The organism is Nocardia sp. CNS-044 (genome assembly GCF_059570515.1).
On the sequence record NZ_JCANSX010000005.1, the window covers coordinates 1,213,021 to 1,228,771 of the forward strand.

Sequence of the window (15,751 nt, forward strand, 5' to 3'; positions counted from 1 at the left end):
GCTGACGCTCGGCTCCGGCATGCGCACGGCGCGCTGGCACATGATTCGCTCACTGCGTTCGCTCATTCCGCACCCCCGTGTCCGAAGCGCCACGCCGGGTCGCCCGGCCGTGGCGGTGCGGCCGACCGCGGATCGAAGCGATGCGCCGCGGGCGCGGCGTCGGAGACCGGCTGCGTCTCCAGGATGCGACCCGAACTGAGGTGCACGGTGCGATCGCACACGGCGGCCATGTCCGCCACGTCGTGTGAGATGACGATCAGCGTCAGCCCGGAATCACGCAGGCGGGCAAGCAGTTCCACGATGTCGGCGCGGCCCTCCGGATCCAGACCGGCCAGCGGTTCGTCGAGCACGACGACCTGCGGGCGGCTCGCCACGATGGCGGCGAGCACCACGCGCTTGGCCTGCCCGCCGCTGAGTTCCTCGATGGAGCGGGCGGCCAGCGCGCGGTCCAGGCCGACCGCGTCCAGAGCACGGCCGACCGCGCCGGACCCGGTGGCACGCCCGCCCCAGTCGGAGATCTCCGCGCCGACCGTCTGCTTCTGCAATTGCAGCCTGGAGTGCTGGAAGGCCAGCTCCACCCGGCCGATCTGGCGCGTCACCGGGCGGCCGCCGAGATCGCAGCGTCCCGAGGTCGGGTGGATCAGGCCCGCGATGATCCAGGCCAGCGTCGATTTACCGGACCCGTTGCCGCCGACGACCAGCAGCGCCTCGCCGCGGCGCACCACCAGGTCGACACCGTGCAGGGCGGGCGCCTCCCACGGCGTGCCCCGGTTGTAGGTGTGCCGGACGTCGCGCAGTTCGAGGATCGTCTGCCCGACGGGCCTGCGGCGAGCGTCGCGCACCGGCTGTGGCCAGCGGGGCAAGTGCTCTACGGTGCGGCCGCCCGCCAGGTGCACCACGCGGTCCGCGGCCGCGGCGTCGGCCTCGTGGTGGGTCACCAGCACCACGGCCATCGGATGGCGGCGCGGCAGTTCGCCGAGCAGGGCGACGAGTTCACGGCGGCCCTCGGGATCGATCATCGAGGTGGCCTCGTCGGCGATGAGCAGCGCGGGGCGACGGGCCAGCGCCGCCGCCACGGCGAGGCGCTGCTGTTGTCCGCCGGAGAGGGTGGCGGTCTCGCGGTCGCCCATGCCTGCCAGGCCGACTTCGCCCAGCAGCGCCTCGGTGTCGACTTCGGCGGCCAGGTCCGGCGGCAGCCCCCAGACCACGTCGTCGGCGACCAGGACGCCGAGGGTCTGGCTCTCGGGTCGTTGCAGCACAAGGGCCGTCCCGCCGAGGTGGCCGAGGCCCGCGGAGCCGGGACGCTGGACCGTGCCCGAGGTCGGCGGCAGACCCGCGAGCAGCCGGGTGAGGGTTGACTTGCCGGAGCCGTTGTGGCCGACGATCGCGACGAACTCGCCGACCCGCACGCTCAGGTCGATGTCGCGCAGTGCGTCGGTGTTCGCGCCCGGGTAGCGGAAACCCGCCGCGTGCAGCGTCACCGGAAGCGGCGCGATCGGTCGATCGTCCACCGGCGCGTCGAGACGGTCCCGAGTGGGCAGCCAGGCCAGTCGGTCCAGCACCGAGCCCAGCACGAACCAGGAGAACAGCGCGCTCACCACCACGCTGAGCAGGACGCCGCCGCCGACATAGACCCACCACCAGGCGAGCACGGCGTCGGTGGCATCCGCCGCGGCCCGCCCGAGCGGCTCCAGCGCGGGTTGTCTCGCGGCGATCCGCTGCACACCGTTCGCGGTGTTGCGGATGGCGTCGAACAGCAGCTCGCGGGTCCGCCCGGCCACCAGCAGCGAGCCGATGCTGAACGCGCCCCACAGCGTGCCCGCCAGCGACGCGAGCAGAAAGACCGAGAACAGCCCGCCGCCGCGGCGCTTGACCCCGCCGATGATGCCGCCGATCGTCGCCGCCGCGATCACACCGAGCGCGGGCATGACGCCCGCCGCGACGAAGGTGACCAGGGTGGCGGAGGCGGTCGCGGCGACGAGCACGCGCGGCCGGTAGCGGTGCGCGAGCATCCCCATCGGCACGGCCGCGACGATTTGCAGGGCCGCTGCCAGCGGGACAACGGACCCGACCGTGACCAACCCGACCGTCACGCCGCCCAGTACCGCGCCGGTGGCCAGTTCGATCGGGCGCAGCGGCCCGCGCTCCTCGAAACCGGTCCGGCCGTCGGCCGTGGGCAGATCACTCACGTGACAAGTCTGCCAGGGGTGGCGGCGGAGGGCGGGTTCGCCGGATCAGGCGGCCCTGGTGAGGGTGTAGTGGTCGCGGTTCAGTCTGCGGGTGCGGCGCCGGTAGCTCGACACCGTCCCCGGCCAGTTGTTGGTGATGCGTCCCGAGGCGGTGCGGTACCAGCTGGTGCAGAAGTTCCACGGCGTGCGGGCCAGGCGCCGCTGGAGCGCGTCGTTGAATTCGCGCTCCTGCTCGCCGCGCACCTCGAGGCAGTGGCCGGGGTGCTCGGCGAGCAGCCGCACGGCCTGCCGGATGTAGCGGGCCTGGGATTCGATCATGTAGATGATCGAGCCCGCGGCGAGGTTGGTGTTCGGACCGTAGACCAGGAAGAGGTTCGGGAAATCGGGCACGGCGATGCCGAGGTAGGCGTGCGCGCCGTCGGCCCACGCGTCGGCGAGTTTGCGACCGCCGCGGCCGTAGATCTGCATCGGCCAGAGGAATTCGGTGCCCTTGAAACCGGTGCCGTAGATGATCACGTCGGCCTCGTGCAGTCGTCCGTCCGCGGTGCGCGCGCCCTCGGGCACGATCTCGCTGATCGCGGTGGTCTCGACCGCGACATTGGGCTGGGTGAGCGCGGGGTAGTAATCGTTGGAGAAGAGCCCGCGCTTGCAGCCGATGGGGTAGTCGGGGGTCAGCTTGGCCCGCAGCTCCGGATCGGGGACCTGCATGCGCAGGTGTTTTTCGGCGATCCTGGCGACGCCGCGCGCGATCGCGGGGAACTCGACGAGCCCGAGCGAGACGAACTCCCCGGTCGACCACCAGCCGAACCGCTCCACCAGGAGCGCACCGGGCACCTTGGCGAACAGCTTGTGCTGGAGCGGGCTGTAGTCGGTGTCGAATTTGGGGATGACCCAGGCCGCGGTGCGCTGGAACAGCGTCAGGTGCTCGACCTTCGGCTGGATCTCCGGGATGTACTGGATGGCGCTCGCCCCGGTGCCGACGCAGAGGACCCGCTTGCCCTCCAGTTCCACGTCGTGGTTCCACTCGGCGGAGTGGAAGGACGCGCCCGCGAAGGTGTCGATGCCGGGAATGTCCGGCAGCGCGGGCCGGGAGAGCTGGCCGACCGCGGAGATCAGCACGTCGGCGGTCCGCGCCGTGCCGTCGCCGGTGCGGACCGTCCAGCGGCCGGTTCGCTCGTCGAATTCGGCGTCGGTCACCTCGGCGCCGAAGACGATGTCCGCGAGCAGCCCGTGCCTGCGCGCGACGCCGCGCAGATAGTCGTGGATGGCTTCGCGGCCGGAGTAGCGCTGCGGCCAATCCGGCTTGGGTTCGAAGGAGAAGGAGTAGAGCGGCGATGGCACGTCGCAGGCCGCGCCGGGGTAGGTGTTCTCCCGCCATACCCCGCCGAGATCGGCGGCCCGCTCCAGGATCGTGATGTCGCGGACCCCGTTGCGCCGCAGCTCGATCGCCATGCCGATGCCGCCGAAACCCGCGCCGATGATGAGAACCGACGGCCGGTCACCAGCTGTCATGTGACACTCCTCACCACGTTCGATGAACTCCACTCTAGAACCGGTGCCACCGGGTGCATCGAGACTTTCGGCCATAATGTGCGCTGTGGAGCGGGTACTGGCTACCGGAATCCGCGACTGGAACTTCCCGCGCGGCATCGCCAGCGTGGCCCTGATGGTGGGGTACGCGGGCGAGCGCGGGGTGCCCGCGGCGCGGATGCTGGCCGGTACCGGACTGACCGAGCCCCTGCTGCGCGATCCCGACGCCCAGATCGACGCGCACACCGAACTCGCGGTGATCCGCAATCTGGTCCGCGAGGTCGACGCGCCCGCGCTGGGCGTCGAGCTGGGCAGGCGATACCGGATCACCACCTTCGGCATCTTCGGCTTCGCCTGCGTGAGCAGCCCGACGCTCGGCGAGGCGATCTCCTTCGCGCTGCGCTTCTTGGATCTGAGTTTCACTTTCTGCCTGCCGGTCGCGCACTGGGAGGCGGGGGAGTTCGTCGCGCGGGTGCACGACGAGTCGGTGCCCGCCGACGTGCGTCAGTTCCTCGTCGAGCGCGACGTGACGGCCATGTACCAGGTGATGAGCGATCTACTCGGACGCCAGGTGCCGCTGCTGCGCGCCGAATTCCGTTTCGCCGAACCGGAATACGCCGACCGGATGACCGAGGTGTTCGGCGTCCGCCCCGGTTTCGGCCGCGCGCACAACGTGTTCACCATCGACCCGGAGATGCTGGAACAGCCGCTGCCGCAGGCCAACGAGCACACCTGGGCCATGTGCCTCGCGCAGTGCCGTCAGCTGGTCGACCGCCGCCGCGCCCGCACCGGCATCGCGGCGGAGGTGCGCGAACTGCTGGTGCCCGGCGGCGCCGACGGTTTCGCCGCGCCACCCGGCATCGATCTGGTGGCGCGCGAATTGAACATGAGCACCAGGACTTTGCGCAGGCACCTCGACGCCGCGGGGACCAGCTATCGCGCCCTGCTGGACGAGGTACGCCGCGCGCTCGCCGAGGAAATGCTCACCGCCACACCGCTTTCGGTGAGCGACGTGGCGATCCGACTCGGCTATGCCGAGTCCTCGACCTTCATCTACGCCTTCAAGCGCTGGACCGGGGTGACACCCGCCGCGTATCGGCGCGAACGGATTTCGCTGCGCTGAGCGATCCGGCTGAACGCCGAGTCAGTCCGGCTGAACGCCGAGATAGCCGCCCATCGGGACCGGGCGGAAATGTGTTGTCAGATTGCGGTTCTCGTCGATGAGGTGCAGCGCGACGGCTGGGTCCGGCGCGTAATCCATGACGTGATGCGGCAATTCGAGCTCCCATTCGCCGCCGAGCACCGAGGCCGTGCTCGGCGCGACCAGCAGCGGGCGGCCGCCGAATGTCGTGGTCGCCGCGGAATGGGCATGCCCGGTGAGCACGCCGAGGATGCGGTCGTCCCCGGCCACCAGCGCGGCGAGGCGCTCGGGGTCGGCGAGGGTGATGCCGTCGATGATCGGACTGTGCAGGTGCACCGGCGGATGGTGCATGGCGAGCAGGATCGGTCCGTCGGCGGGCGCGTCCGCGAGCACGCCGCCCAGCCAGTCGTAGGTCTCCTCGCTCAACGCGCCGCCCGCTTCCCCGGGAACGCTCGAATCCAGCAGGGCGACAGTCAATTCGCCGATCCGGTGGGCGTTGTTGATCGGGGTGATCGCGGCCGGTTCGCCGAGCAGCGCGGTGCGGAAGTGGGCGCGGTCGTCGTGGTTGCCCGGCATCGGAAAGACCGGGATGTCGGCGGCCAGCGCGACGCGCGCCTCGGCGTACTGCTCGGCCTTACCGGAGTCGGTGATGTCGCCGGTCACCAGGATGGCGTCGGGCTTGCGGCGCAGGTCGGCGAGGAAGGCCATCACCCGCTCGACGCGTTCGGCGTTGCGGGTGCCGAGATCGAAGTGTGTATCGCTGACCTGAGCCACCAGGATCATCGGCGTTCGCTTTCTCTGAGGGATCGCTCCGTTGCGTCAGAGGGTGCCCGCATCGTGTGCCCGGCACTTTCTCAGGCTAGATGACCTGCGCATTGTCCGTCTCCATGAGGCTCGCCACCGCATGGGAGGACCTCGTTCCGCAGTGGTGACGGTCACAATTGGTACGCCTGAATGGATGCTTCCGGGCCGGTCGGACCTCGGCTGCTCATGGCCAGCGCGAAGGCGAAGGTACGCCCGACCGGTGCGGGCGGGCGACAGCCGCCATCGAACTGCGCATTGCCGGAGCGAGGGCGGAGATACGCCTATGAGCCGCGCTCGGCGGTGGTATTCGACCACAGGGTGTGCAGGGCGCGGAGAAAAGCTTTGCGGTCGGCCTGGGGGAGTGCCGCCAGCAGCTCGTCCTCCTGTTCGCGGATCTCGTGCCGAGCGCGGGCGAGGGCCGCCTTGCCTTCCTCGGTGAGCGAGACGAGGTTGACGCGCCGGTCGGCGGGGTCGGGCGAGCGTTCGATCAGGCCGCGGCGTTGCAGGTCGTCGAGGACGCCGATGATCCGGGTCTTGTCCGCGCCGATGGATTTGGCAAGCGCGGCCTGGGTGTACACCGGCTCCGGTTCCAGGCCGAGCAGCACTCCGTAGGCCCACATGGTGAGGCCGTTGCGTTCCAGGACGGGTAGTTCCGCGGCGACGAGGGCGCGGCCGAGCGGAACAACCATTGCCGCGAGATCGGGTCGGTCAGGGTCTGGCATGTCTAGAAAATAGTGCTTGGCAGATGATATGTAGATGCTTACGATAAGCGCATGAGTACGATATTCGAACAAGATGCCAGCACGACCGAATCGAACGAGCGGCTCCGCCGACTGCACGCCAGTGCCGTCCGGCTGTGCGCGGAAGCCGTCTCGCAGGTGAAACCCGACCATCTCTCGGTCGAAACGCCATGCTCGGAATGGGATTTGCGCGCCCTGCTGGCGCACATGGCGACTCAGGACCGCGGATTCGCGGGGGCGGCGCGCGGTTCGGAGGACCCTGGCGCGTGGGAGGTGCGGGTCGCGGCGGATCCGGTCGCCGACTACCTCGCGGCCGCGGACGAGGTAGTCGCCGCATTCGCCGAGCCCGACGTCTTCGAGCGCACCGTGCTGCTGGCGGAACTGTCGAGCGAGCACCGCTTTCCCGCCGCAACCGTCATCGGGTTCCACTTGGTCGACAGCGTCGTGCACGCGTGGGACGTCGCGCGATCGATCGGCGAGACGATCGACCCGGACCCGGAGGTGGCGCTGATGGCGCTGGAGATCGCGGAGGCGGTTCCGCACGGGCCTTCCCGATCGGAGCCGGGCGCGGCGTTCGCGCCGGTGGTCGCGGGGGCCGACTCGGGTTCGCCCATGGATCGGGTGCTGCGACAGCTCGGCCGCTCGCCCGAGTGGACGCCGACTTCAGCGCGCGCGTAAATCCGCGAGCTTCCGTCGAGAATGCACGCGGGGCAGGTTGCATGCGCGGTCGAGGTGTTCGCTGGGATCGGTGGGGGAGACGGAGGCCAGGGGCCGCCTCGGGCGTCTGAGCCCGTGCTGGCGCGACCTTCGGTCGGCTGCGAAGGTCTGCCCAGTTTGTGCCGGGGCGGTCAGGAGTTCACGCGGGGGAGTTCCGATGTGGGGAGTAGCTCGCCGAGATCGGTGGGGGAGACCGAGGCCAGGGGCCGCCTCGGGCGTCGTCTGCGCAAGCACTGGCGCGGCCTCCGGTAGGCGATGAAGGTGGGCCCGGTTTGTGCCGGGCGGTCAGGAATTCGCGCGGAGCAATTCCGTTGCGCGGTCGAGGAGTTCGCCGGGATCGGTCGGGGACACCGGGGCCCAGAAGTCCTCGCCGGGCGGAGCGTCCAAATTCAGTTCGGGCGGGGTGCGCCAGGACGCGGCAAGTCCGAGTCGCCATGAATGCAGATGGGCGCGAGGATAGGCGCCGGACTTGTCGAAGAGCGGATCGCCGAGGATCGGGTGGCCGATCCAGGCCAGGTGCACGCGGATCTGGTGGCGGCGGCCGGTCACCGGGCGCAGCGCGAGGACGGTGCGCCGCTCGGTGCGCAACACGGTCGCGAAGCGGGTCAGCGACGGATAGTTCTTGGTGTCGAGCAGGTCGGCGTCGTCGACGAACCAGCGGTCGTCTTCAGCTTTGATGCTTTCGCGTGGCGCGGCGATCCGCACCCGGTTCTTCCGGCCGACGCTCAACGGCAGATCGATGGCACCGTGCTCGGGCAACCCGGTCGAATCGACGACCGCCAAGTACGTCTTCTCCGCCGTCTGCTTGTTGAATTGCCTGGTCAGCTGGCCGTGCGCGCCCAGCTCCTTGGCCAGCAGCACCAACCCGGAGGTCACCTTGTCGATCCGGTGCACCGGGTACAGCGTCTCGCCGGTCGCCGCCGCCAGCTCCACGATGTCGGTGTCGTGCCGCTCCCCGGTGACCGAGATCCCCGCGGGCTTGTTCAGCGCGAGGATCGCCTCGTCCTCCGCGATCGAGCAGCGCTCCCGCAACCGCAACCAATCGGTCTCCACCCGCACGACCTTACGTCGCCCCGCCGCCCCCACCCGTCGCGCATACGCGGCATTCAGGCTTCGGCGGTGTGCCGCGATAGGGAAAGGTAGCGACGCCCAGCCGCGACACGGTGCTGAACCGCGGTGCCTCGCTCGGCGTTCGCGGGTCTCGGCCGCGGTGCCTCGCTCGGCGTTCGCGGGTCTCGGCCGCGGTGCCTCGCTCGGCCGCGGCAGTGCCCGATCGCTGGGCGGTGCACGACCGCCAGCTCAGCTCTGCGGTGCCGGGTAGTGCTCGGCTGCGGGGCTGTGCCCGACCGCGGGCCTGAGTTCGGCGGCGGTGCCGGGTAGTGCTTGGCTGCGGGGCTGTGTCCGACCGCAGGCCTGGGTTCGGCGGCGGTGCCGGAGTGGTGCTTGCTGTGCCGAATTGCCGCGCTGTGTCCGATTGCGGGCGGAGCCGACTGCCGCGCGGCACCCTGCCGCAGGCTGAGCGCGGCTGCGGCGCAGTGTGCTAAGCCGCATGGCGGTGCTCGGCGGCGGCGCAGTGCTCGGCCGGGTACTCGGTGCTCGGGCCGCCGCAACGCGCAGCCGCCGGGCGGTATCCGGCCGCAGCCAGTGCTCCGAGGTGGGGCTCGGCCGGGCGCGGGCTCAGGGGCGGCGTAAGGCGTGGGGGCGGAGGCGGTTGAAGCCGCGGACTCGGACGCTGCGGAGGTGGCGCACAGCGAATTCCGGGTCGTCGGCCAGTTGCGCCGCGGCCGAGTCGTCGATGAGGACGGTGCCGGGGCGGGCGACGCCGGTGAGGCGCGACGCGATGTTCACCACCGAGCCGTACAAGTCGCCGAAGCGTTGCAGCACCGGGCCGTAAGCCAGCGCGACGCGCAAATCCGGGGTGCCGCCGACCATCATGGTCGACTCCTGGATGGCCAGCGCGATGCGCGCGCCCGCCTGCGCCGTCTCCGCCGCGAACATCACTTCGTCACCGACGTGCTTGATCACCCAGCCGCCGTTCTCGCTGATGGCCTCGGTCGTCGTCGACTCGAAGGCCTCGAGCAGCGTGGACAGCTCGTCGGGGTGCAGGTGCCTGGTCAGCCTGGTGTATCCGACCATGTCGGCGAAGCCGACCGCGAGCTCCCGGGTGGAATCCTCGGCGGGGCTCTCGTTGTCGAAGGAGCGGGCCAGCGCGGCGGCCAGGTGCCTGCGCCAGGCGTAGGTCTGCAACTCCTCGAGCACCGAGACCGTCTCCTGGGTGGCGATCCTGGCGATCTCGGCCGGGTCGGTCGCGCCGTCGCGGGAGGCGTCGGCGACCTTGGCCGCGATCTCGGCCAGCACCAGGTCGGCCTGCCATTCCGCGAGCCGGGCCATGGACTGACCGAGGGTGCGCGCCGCCGCGGCCTGCTGACGCACATCGGAGGCGGCGACCACCTTCAGCCCGCGGAAGTGCTGCACCGCGTCGACGTCGGCATCGGTGTAATCGACTGCGTTGTCGGGATTCTCGGGAAAGCCGAGCGCCGTCCACAACCGCTTGGAGATCGACGGCGACACCCCGGACCGCTCGGCCACCTCGGCGCGGTTGTACTTGCGCTCGCCGTCGAGCAGGTGCGCCTCCACGACGGACTGGACGAGCTCGGAAATCTCGGTCGTCGACATGATCGCCACCTTACGGCCACGCCGCGCGCCGGTGGAGGCCATAGTCGCAGCGTTGGGGGACGTCACAGGAGCGCGCGGAGGGCGTCGTGCCAACCGTGCGTGGGCACCCGATGCGGCAAATCCCTCCTGGCGCGGCGTCTCACTCGCGAACGACGCGCACCGTGTCGAGGCTGCCGTCGGCGGCGTCCGGGACGTTCATACCGGCTTCGTGACCGGACCGCAGATAGTCCATCACCGCCTCGTTGATCCGCTCGCCGGGCACCACCGCCGGAATACCGGGCGGATACGGTGTGAGCTGCTCGGCCGCGATCCGGCCCGGCGCCTTCTCGATCGGGACGACCTCGACCTCACCGAAGAACGCGTCGCGCGGCAGTTCGACGGTTTCGAGCTGCAACTCTTCGGGGGAGGGCAGCCGGATCTGCGGCGGCCGCGGGTCTTTCAGCTGGTCGCGCCACGCGGTCATGCCCTCGACCAGCGCGGTGACGGTGTCCTTGTCGTCGGCCATCGACAGCGTCGCGAGGACCCGGCGATGATCGGCGAGTCCCATATCGATGTTCCGGTGTTCGCGCAGCCAGTCGGCGGCGTCGTAACCCATTGCGCCCGTGCCGGATACATCCATCAGCACCTGGAGCCGATCCAAATCGTGCGAGGCCTCCACGCCGAGCAGTTCGTCTTCCATCACCTCGATGCCCGGTATCCGGTCCAGCTCGACGCGGGCCTGGTCGGCGACGCGCAGCGCGGCGTCGAGCAATTCGCGCCCGTGCTGCACCATCTGCCTGCGCCAGCCGTCGAGCGCGGTGTAGACGAGCACGCTCGGACTGGTGGTCATCAGCAGGTCGGCACAGGCGCTGAGCCGTGCCGAGTCGACCAGGTCGCCTTGGAGGTGGAACACCGAACCCTGTTCGAAGCCCGCGCCCATCTTGTGCACGCTCACCACGCACAGATCCGCGCCGACGTCCATGGCCCAGGTGGGCAGCTCCGGATGGAACGGCAGGTGGGCGCCCCACGCCTCGTCGACGATCAGCGGCTTGCCGCGTTCGTGGCAGACCGCGGCGATGCCCGCGATGTCGGCGCAGGTGCCGTACGGGCTCGGGCTGACGATCAACGCGCCCGCCGCGTCGGGATTGCGCTCCCACGCCTCGCGCACCTGCTGGGGCGACGGTGGATGCGAGAAGTGCCGCTCGGCGTCCCAGCGCGGCGTGATCCAATGCGGCCGCACGCCCGCGAAGATCAGCCCGGCGACGATGGACTTGTGGCTGTCGCGGGCCACCAGCAAACCGCCGCCCTGGCCGCCCGCCACGGCCATCATCGCGGCCTTCACGGACAGCGAGCTGCCGCACGTGGAGAAGAAGGCGGTGTCGGCGCCCACCGCGTCGGCCATCAGTTCCTCGGCCTTGCTCAGATAGCCGCCGCGGGCCAGTCGGTCGTCCAGACCGGGCCCGACCAGCACATCGGAGCGGAACGCGTCGCGCCCGATCGCGTCGAGCACGCGCTCGTCGACGCCGCGTCCCTGCCGGTGAGCCGGCGGGGTGAACCCGTACCGGCCCACGCGGTGATACGCGGCGAGTGCGTCCACCAGGGGAGCTTGTGAGTGGTCCATGATCGGGAGCTACCCGCTGCGTAGCGGGCTAATCGCTGGCTGACCTGGGGATAGACCGATATTATTAGCTTTGCTAATTAAATTCCCTCGGCGGTGTCCGCCGGGCAGTTTCCGGCCACTCCGATCGCGGACCGGCCGCCGGGGCCGCTGTGTCCAATTGGACACGGTCTCCGAAAAAGAAGTGCCTCAAATCAACGGTACTTCGCTCGAACTGTGTAAGACTCGTTCCGCCAGAGTTTCTTGCACTCCTCACACTCGGAGGACTGTCCATGACGAATTCTGTTGCGCCGTTAGAACTGCCCAAACCCCTGGTGATCACATTGGGGAATCTCAAGGGCGGTGTCGGAAAAACGACCTCGGCCTTCTTCTTGGCGTGCTATTTCGCCAGAGTGCACGAGCTGCGGGTGCTGGTCATCGACGCGGACCCGCTCAGCCAGACCGGCTATTCCTGGTATCGCAGGCTGCTCAAGGGGCGGGTCGCAGTGCCGTTCGAATTGATCGCCTTTCCGTCCCGGCACGTCGACGACTGCATTCACGACAACGCGAACAAATACGACGTCGTCATCGTCGACGCGGGCGGTGAATCGGCCGAGATATTCAAGGCGGCCATTCCGGCCAGCGACGAATTGGTATTGCTGACCAGTGTGAGTCCGTCGGAGGTGAAGCGCGTGCCCAGTACCTATCGGGCCGCCGCGGAGGCCGCCGCCGGGACCGACCGGGAGATCCGGGTGCGAGTGCTGATGACGAAGGTGCCGGTCACCATGAAGAACGGCGTCAACGTCTCCACCGAATACCGCACGCAGCGCGGCAATTTGGAAGACGCCGGGTACGACGTCTTCGCGTCCTATCTGAGCGCGTGGAAGTGGTATCGCGAGGCCGCCGACGGTGAGGTCGGCGACGGCGCCGAGAACCCGATCGCGGATCTCGGCGAGTACCGGCAGGTCGGAGACGAACTCGTCGCTCCGTACCGGGTCGCGGTGGAGGTGCCGGCCTGATGCCTCCGCAACGTAGGAAGGGTTCCATCGGCGGGTCCGCTAATCCACTGTCCGACAACGCCGAACACACACCGCCCGTCTCGCCGCTGCGCGACGCCGAATGGCGGTCCGAGCGGCTCCGGCCGGTCGCGGAGGTGCTCACGGAATCGCGCGGCACGGAAACACCGCCGGTTGTCCCGGATTCGCCGTCCCGCGGGCCGGAGGCGCAGCTGCCCGGCACGGCGCAATCGCTCCGGCAGGCCGCGCCCATACCCAACAGTCCTGCGGCGCAACCGCATGTGGTCGGGACCGCGAATTCGCCGTCGGTGCAACCGGTCGTCGCGAATCCGATGTCGACGGCGACGGAGCAGCTGGCCGACGTGCTCACCATGCCGCTACCCGCCGCGGGCGACGGTCCGCTGAACCGGCGCGAACAGGAGCAGCTCAGCGCGTGCGAGTCCTCGATCGACTCGCTGCGCATCGCGTTCTGGGCGGCGGGCCGCGCGTTGCAGATCGTGCGGGACGGGCGTCTCTACCGCGCTCGGTACTCCAGTTTCGACGATTACGTCGAGCAGCGCTGGGATATGCAGCGGTCGTACGCGCACAAGCTGATTCGCGCGTGGCCGCTGGCCGCCCGGCTGCACCCGGTCGCGCCGACGATCAACGAGGGGCAGGTTCGCGAGCTGCTCCCGGTGGCCGCGGAGCACGGCGAGGACGCGGCGGTCACCGTGTACACCACGATCGCGGGCGGCCCGGGCGGAAAGGTCACGGCGGGCAAGCTGCGCGAGGCGATCGCGTTGCTGCCGGAGCGTTTCGACGAGGCCGAGGTGGTCGAGCGATTGCAGGCCTGGCTGCGCGGCGAAGTGATCGAAACGGGCGGCGATCGGTCGGTCGATCTGTTCTCCACGATGGAATCACGGCTGGTCGCGCTGAGCAGGCGGGTCGTGAAGGGTTCCAGCGGCGATCCGGCCGCGGCCCGCGAATTCGCGGCCCGATTGCGCACGCTCGCCGAACAAATCGAGGAGCAGATCACCGCCTGATTCCTCGCGAAACGGCGCCCCGCTACGGATTACCAATTCCGCGCGGGGCGCCGTCGTATTTCGGTGGCGAAGAAATTGTTTCTCTTGGTTATTGTTTTGTTATCATCAATTTGCGTGTTGGGGTTTACGAACACCGTTTATCTGTGAAAGATGGACGCTCGGATCCGCTGGACTGAACACCGTGATGTTTTTCGAATCGAATTCGAAGGTCTGGGTGATGTCCTGCCCCGCCGGAGCACCGGCGCCGCACGGCCTGAGCCGAAGGTCTTCGATATGAGCATCGGAGGACCGCATCATGGCATCAACCGCTGAGGGTCGATATTCGCGCTTCATGCGACGCGCGATTTTCTGGAGCCTGGCTGCCGCCGCGGCGGCGATCGGCGCCCTGTTCCTGGGCGCCGGACAGGCATCGGCCAAACCGATCGAAATTCCCGGCATCGGAGCTTTCGAAGTTCCGGATGTCATTCCGGTACCACCGAATTTCTCCCAAATCGATTACCCCGATATTCAGGTAGACCCGGCCGTCGTCGTTCCGGCCGTCGTGGATCGCTCCACCGATATTCCGACGCTGATCGAGATCCCGGCCGCCGACCTCCCGGGCGCGGTGGTCATGCCGGACATCATCTACGTGGCGGAACCGCCAGCCCTGCCGGTGACACCGGCGCCCGCCCTCGTCGAACCCGCCGAGGTCGTCTACACCACGCCGATCGCGGTGATCGAATTCGCGGCCACCCCGGGGTCCCCCGCGAAACCGGCGAAACCGGAGACCGCGCCGACGACGCCCGTCGATCTGTTGCGCACCCATCTCCCGTACCTCGCCGAACTGCTCGAACCGGTGCTGCCCGCGCCGTTCGCCCCATTCGCGCCGCAGGTCGTCGATGAGCCGTCGCCCGGCGAGGTCGCCGTCGAGGCCGCGCGCAGCAAGATCGGCTCGAACTACAGCATGGGTGCGACAGGCCCCGACGCCTTCGACTGCTCCGGCCTCGTGCAGTGGTCGTATGAGCAGGCAGGCGTGGACGTGCCGCGCACCAGCTATCAACAGTTGTCCTCCGGCACGCCGGTGTCGCGAGACGAACTCGAACCGGGTGACATGGTGTCCTTCTACGGCGGCGGCCACTCGGGCCTGTACGCCGGGGACGGTCAAGTGATCCACGCGTCGACGTACGGCACGGGTGTCGTGATGTCGCCGATCTCCTCGATGCCCTACGCGGGCGCCCGCCGATACTGATGGTCGCCTGGTGGCTCGGCTTGTGGGCAGTGCGGGGCGTGGACGCCAACCCCCCAATCGGCAAGCCGTCAGTAAACTCGATTTCGGGGCCATCCGTATACGGAAGGCGGGCGAACGATGGAGTGGCTGCTGGTTCTGATAGTGGTCGTGGCCGTGGCGATCTTGCTGCTCATGCGTGGGCGCGAGGGGAAGCAACGGACGGCGACCGAGCTGGCCGACGCGCTCGCCGACGCCCGTCAGGTGAACGAGCGGCTCGGGGGTCAGATCTACCACCTGAGCGCCAGCAACGATGCGGCGAAGCAAGCTCTCGTGGACGCCTCGGAGCGATACGCCGCCGCGGGTTCGCAGCTGGACCAGGCCGCAACGCCCGCCCAGGCCAGACTCGCGAAACAGACTGCACTCGAAGGCCTCTACTACATCCGGGCCGCCCGCTCCGCGATGGGAATGGACCCGGGCCCGTCGATTCCCGAGCTCGACGGCCAGGCCGTGGCCGGGCGGGTGAGCGAGGATCGGGTCATCGCCTACGAGGGCAGAGAGATCGCCGCATCACCCAATCCGTCCTCGGCCACGCCGAACTACTATCCCGGCGGCCGCGTCGCCGGGCGGCCGGTGCCCGCGGGCTGGTACTCCGAACCCTGGTGGAAGCCCGCGCTCATCGGCGGCGCGTGGGGAATCGGCTCCGTGCTCTTGTTCACCTCGCTGTTCGCGGGAATGTCGGGCGTGGGATACGGCGCGCAGGGATTCGAGAGCGGTTACGGGGAGGGCTACCAGGATGGCGTCGCGGCGGGTGACGAGTGGGGATCGGATACCGCGCCGTACGACGGGGGCGGATACGACGCCGGGTATGAGGGTGGCGGCTACGACGGTGGCGGCTATGACGGCGGGGGCTTCGACGGAGGCGGCGGCTTCGACGGCGGATTCTGAGCGGCGCGAGCGGCGCGATGCTGTTCCCGAGCGTCCGACCCGGTAGACTGCGACCGTCCCGCCTAATCGGCCTTCGTAGCTCAGGGGATAGAGCACCGCTCTCCTAAAGCGGGTGTCGCAGGTTCGAATCCTGCCGAGGGCACCCTGGATCGTGTCGCCGTCCGCTGCGGTGGCGGCGCCGGTCGTGG

At 69.3% G+C, this 15,751-nt stretch carries 13 protein-coding genes and 1 tRNA gene; 7 read left to right on the plus strand and 7 right to left on the minus strand.

Annotated features, from left to right (window positions below; genetic code table 11):
* Positions 1 to 62: 62 nt before the first annotated feature.
* Entirely contained in the window at positions 63 to 2,189 is a 2,127-nt protein-coding gene (locus T333_RS06595) for an ATP-binding cassette domain-containing protein (protein ID WP_496423911.1), read from the minus strand.
* A gap of 45 nt (positions 2,190 to 2,234) precedes the next feature.
* Positions 2,235 to 3,701: a flavin-containing monooxygenase gene (locus T333_RS06600; protein ID WP_496423912.1), complete on the minus strand. Its 1,467-nt coding sequence runs from the start codon at positions 3,699 to 3,701 to the stop codon at positions 2,235 to 2,237.
* A gap of 85 nt (positions 3,702 to 3,786) precedes the next feature.
* Here T333_RS06600 and T333_RS06605 point away from each other — a divergent pair, with 85 nt between their 5' ends.
* On the plus strand, positions 3,787 to 4,842 hold the full coding sequence (locus T333_RS06605) for an AraC family transcriptional regulator (protein WP_357246081.1): 1,056 nt from the start codon (positions 3,787 to 3,789) through the stop codon (positions 4,840 to 4,842).
* Positions 4,843 to 4,863: 21 nt separating this feature from the next.
* On the opposite strand, the gene T333_RS06610 is transcribed toward T333_RS06605, so the two are convergent.
* Positions 4,864 to 5,643: a metallophosphoesterase gene (locus T333_RS06610; RefSeq protein WP_496423913.1), complete on the minus strand. Its 780-nt coding sequence runs from the start codon at positions 5,641 to 5,643 to the stop codon at positions 4,864 to 4,866.
* A 302-nt stretch (positions 5,644 to 5,945) separates the two neighbouring features.
* Positions 5,946 to 6,386, minus strand: a complete 441-nt coding sequence (locus tag T333_RS06615; protein WP_496423914.1) for a MarR family winged helix-turn-helix transcriptional regulator — start codon at positions 6,384 to 6,386, stop codon at positions 5,946 to 5,948.
* Between the two features lie 51 nt (positions 6,387 to 6,437).
* Between T333_RS06615 and T333_RS06620 the strand changes: the two genes are divergently transcribed.
* Entirely contained in the window at positions 6,438 to 7,082 is a 645-nt protein-coding gene (locus T333_RS06620) for a TIGR03086 family metal-binding protein (RefSeq protein WP_496423915.1), read from the plus strand.
* A gap of 324 nt (positions 7,083 to 7,406) precedes the next feature.
* Here the strand turns inward: T333_RS06620 and T333_RS06625 are convergent, their stop codons facing one another.
* The 3 genes from T333_RS06625 to T333_RS06635 all read right to left on the minus strand — a co-directional run bounded on the left by T333_RS06625 (position 7,407) and on the right by T333_RS06635 (position 11,397).
* Positions 7,407 to 8,174 carry an RluA family pseudouridine synthase gene (locus T333_RS06625; protein ID WP_496423916.1) on the minus strand — a complete coding sequence of 256 codons (768 nt, stop codon included), beginning with the start codon at positions 8,172 to 8,174 and terminating at the stop codon, positions 7,407 to 7,409.
* A 624-nt stretch (positions 8,175 to 8,798) separates the two neighbouring features.
* Positions 8,799 to 9,800, minus strand: coding sequence for an adenylate/guanylate cyclase domain-containing protein (locus tag T333_RS06630; RefSeq protein WP_496424157.1), 1,002 nt, complete (start codon positions 9,798 to 9,800; stop codon positions 8,799 to 8,801).
* A gap of 136 nt (positions 9,801 to 9,936) precedes the next feature.
* Positions 9,937 to 11,397, minus strand: a complete 1,461-nt coding sequence (locus T333_RS06635) for an aminotransferase class I/II-fold pyridoxal phosphate-dependent enzyme (protein WP_496423917.1) — start codon at positions 11,395 to 11,397, stop codon at positions 9,937 to 9,939.
* Between the two features lie 269 nt (positions 11,398 to 11,666).
* Between T333_RS06635 and T333_RS06640 the strand changes: the two genes are divergently transcribed.
* The 5 genes from T333_RS06640 to T333_RS06660 all read left to right on the plus strand — a co-directional run bounded on the left by T333_RS06640 (position 11,667) and on the right by T333_RS06660 (position 15,705).
* Complete coding sequence (locus T333_RS06640; RefSeq protein ID WP_355000212.1) at positions 11,667 to 12,392, plus strand: ParA family protein; 726 nt, start codon at positions 11,667 to 11,669, stop codon at positions 12,390 to 12,392.
* Positions 12,392 to 13,411, plus strand: coding sequence for a hypothetical protein (locus T333_RS06645; RefSeq protein ID WP_496423918.1), 1,020 nt, complete (start codon positions 12,392 to 12,394; stop codon positions 13,409 to 13,411). Before T333_RS06640 ends, T333_RS06645 begins: the two co-directional genes overlap by 1 nt.
* A 790-nt stretch (positions 13,412 to 14,201) precedes the next feature.
* Positions 14,202 to 14,639 (plus strand): C40 family peptidase, encoded by a 438-nt coding sequence (locus tag T333_RS06650; RefSeq protein WP_496424158.1) that lies wholly within the window; start codon positions 14,202 to 14,204, stop codon positions 14,637 to 14,639.
* A gap of 117 nt (positions 14,640 to 14,756) precedes the next feature.
* The gene (locus T333_RS06655; RefSeq protein WP_355000210.1) at positions 14,757 to 15,563 is read left to right on the plus strand and encodes a DUF1542 domain-containing protein; all 807 of its coding nucleotides are present in this window, start codon (positions 14,757 to 14,759) and stop codon (positions 15,561 to 15,563) included.
* Positions 15,564 to 15,632: 69 nt separating this feature from the next.
* Positions 15,633 to 15,705: transfer RNA gene (locus T333_RS06660), tRNA-Arg, on the plus strand.
* Positions 15,706 to 15,751: the final 46 nt, after the last annotated feature.

Coding starts and splice junctions, on each gene's coding strand:
- T333_RS06600 (WP_496423912.1), bottom strand. CDS start 3,701: ATGACAGCTGGTGACCGGCCGTCGGTTCTCATCATCGGCGCGGGTTTC.
- T333_RS06610 (WP_496423913.1), bottom strand. CDS start 5,643: ATGATCCTGGTGGCTCAGGTCAGCGATACACACTTCGATCTCGGCACC.
- T333_RS06615 (WP_496423914.1), bottom strand. CDS start 6,386: ATGCCAGACCCTGACCGACCCGATCTCGCGGCAATGGTTGTTCCGCTC.
- T333_RS06620 (WP_496423915.1), top strand. CDS start 6,438: ATGAGTACGATATTCGAACAAGATGCCAGCACGACCGAATCGAACGAG.
- T333_RS06635 (WP_496423917.1), bottom strand. CDS start 11,397: ATGGACCACTCACAAGCTCCCCTGGTGGACGCACTCGCCGCGTATCAC.
- T333_RS06640 (WP_355000212.1), top strand. CDS start 11,667: ATGACGAATTCTGTTGCGCCGTTAGAACTGCCCAAACCCCTGGTGATC.
- T333_RS06645 (WP_496423918.1), top strand. CDS start 12,392: ATGCCTCCGCAACGTAGGAAGGGTTCCATCGGCGGGTCCGCTAATCCA.
- T333_RS06655 (WP_355000210.1), top strand. CDS start 14,757: ATGGAGTGGCTGCTGGTTCTGATAGTGGTCGTGGCCGTGGCGATCTTG.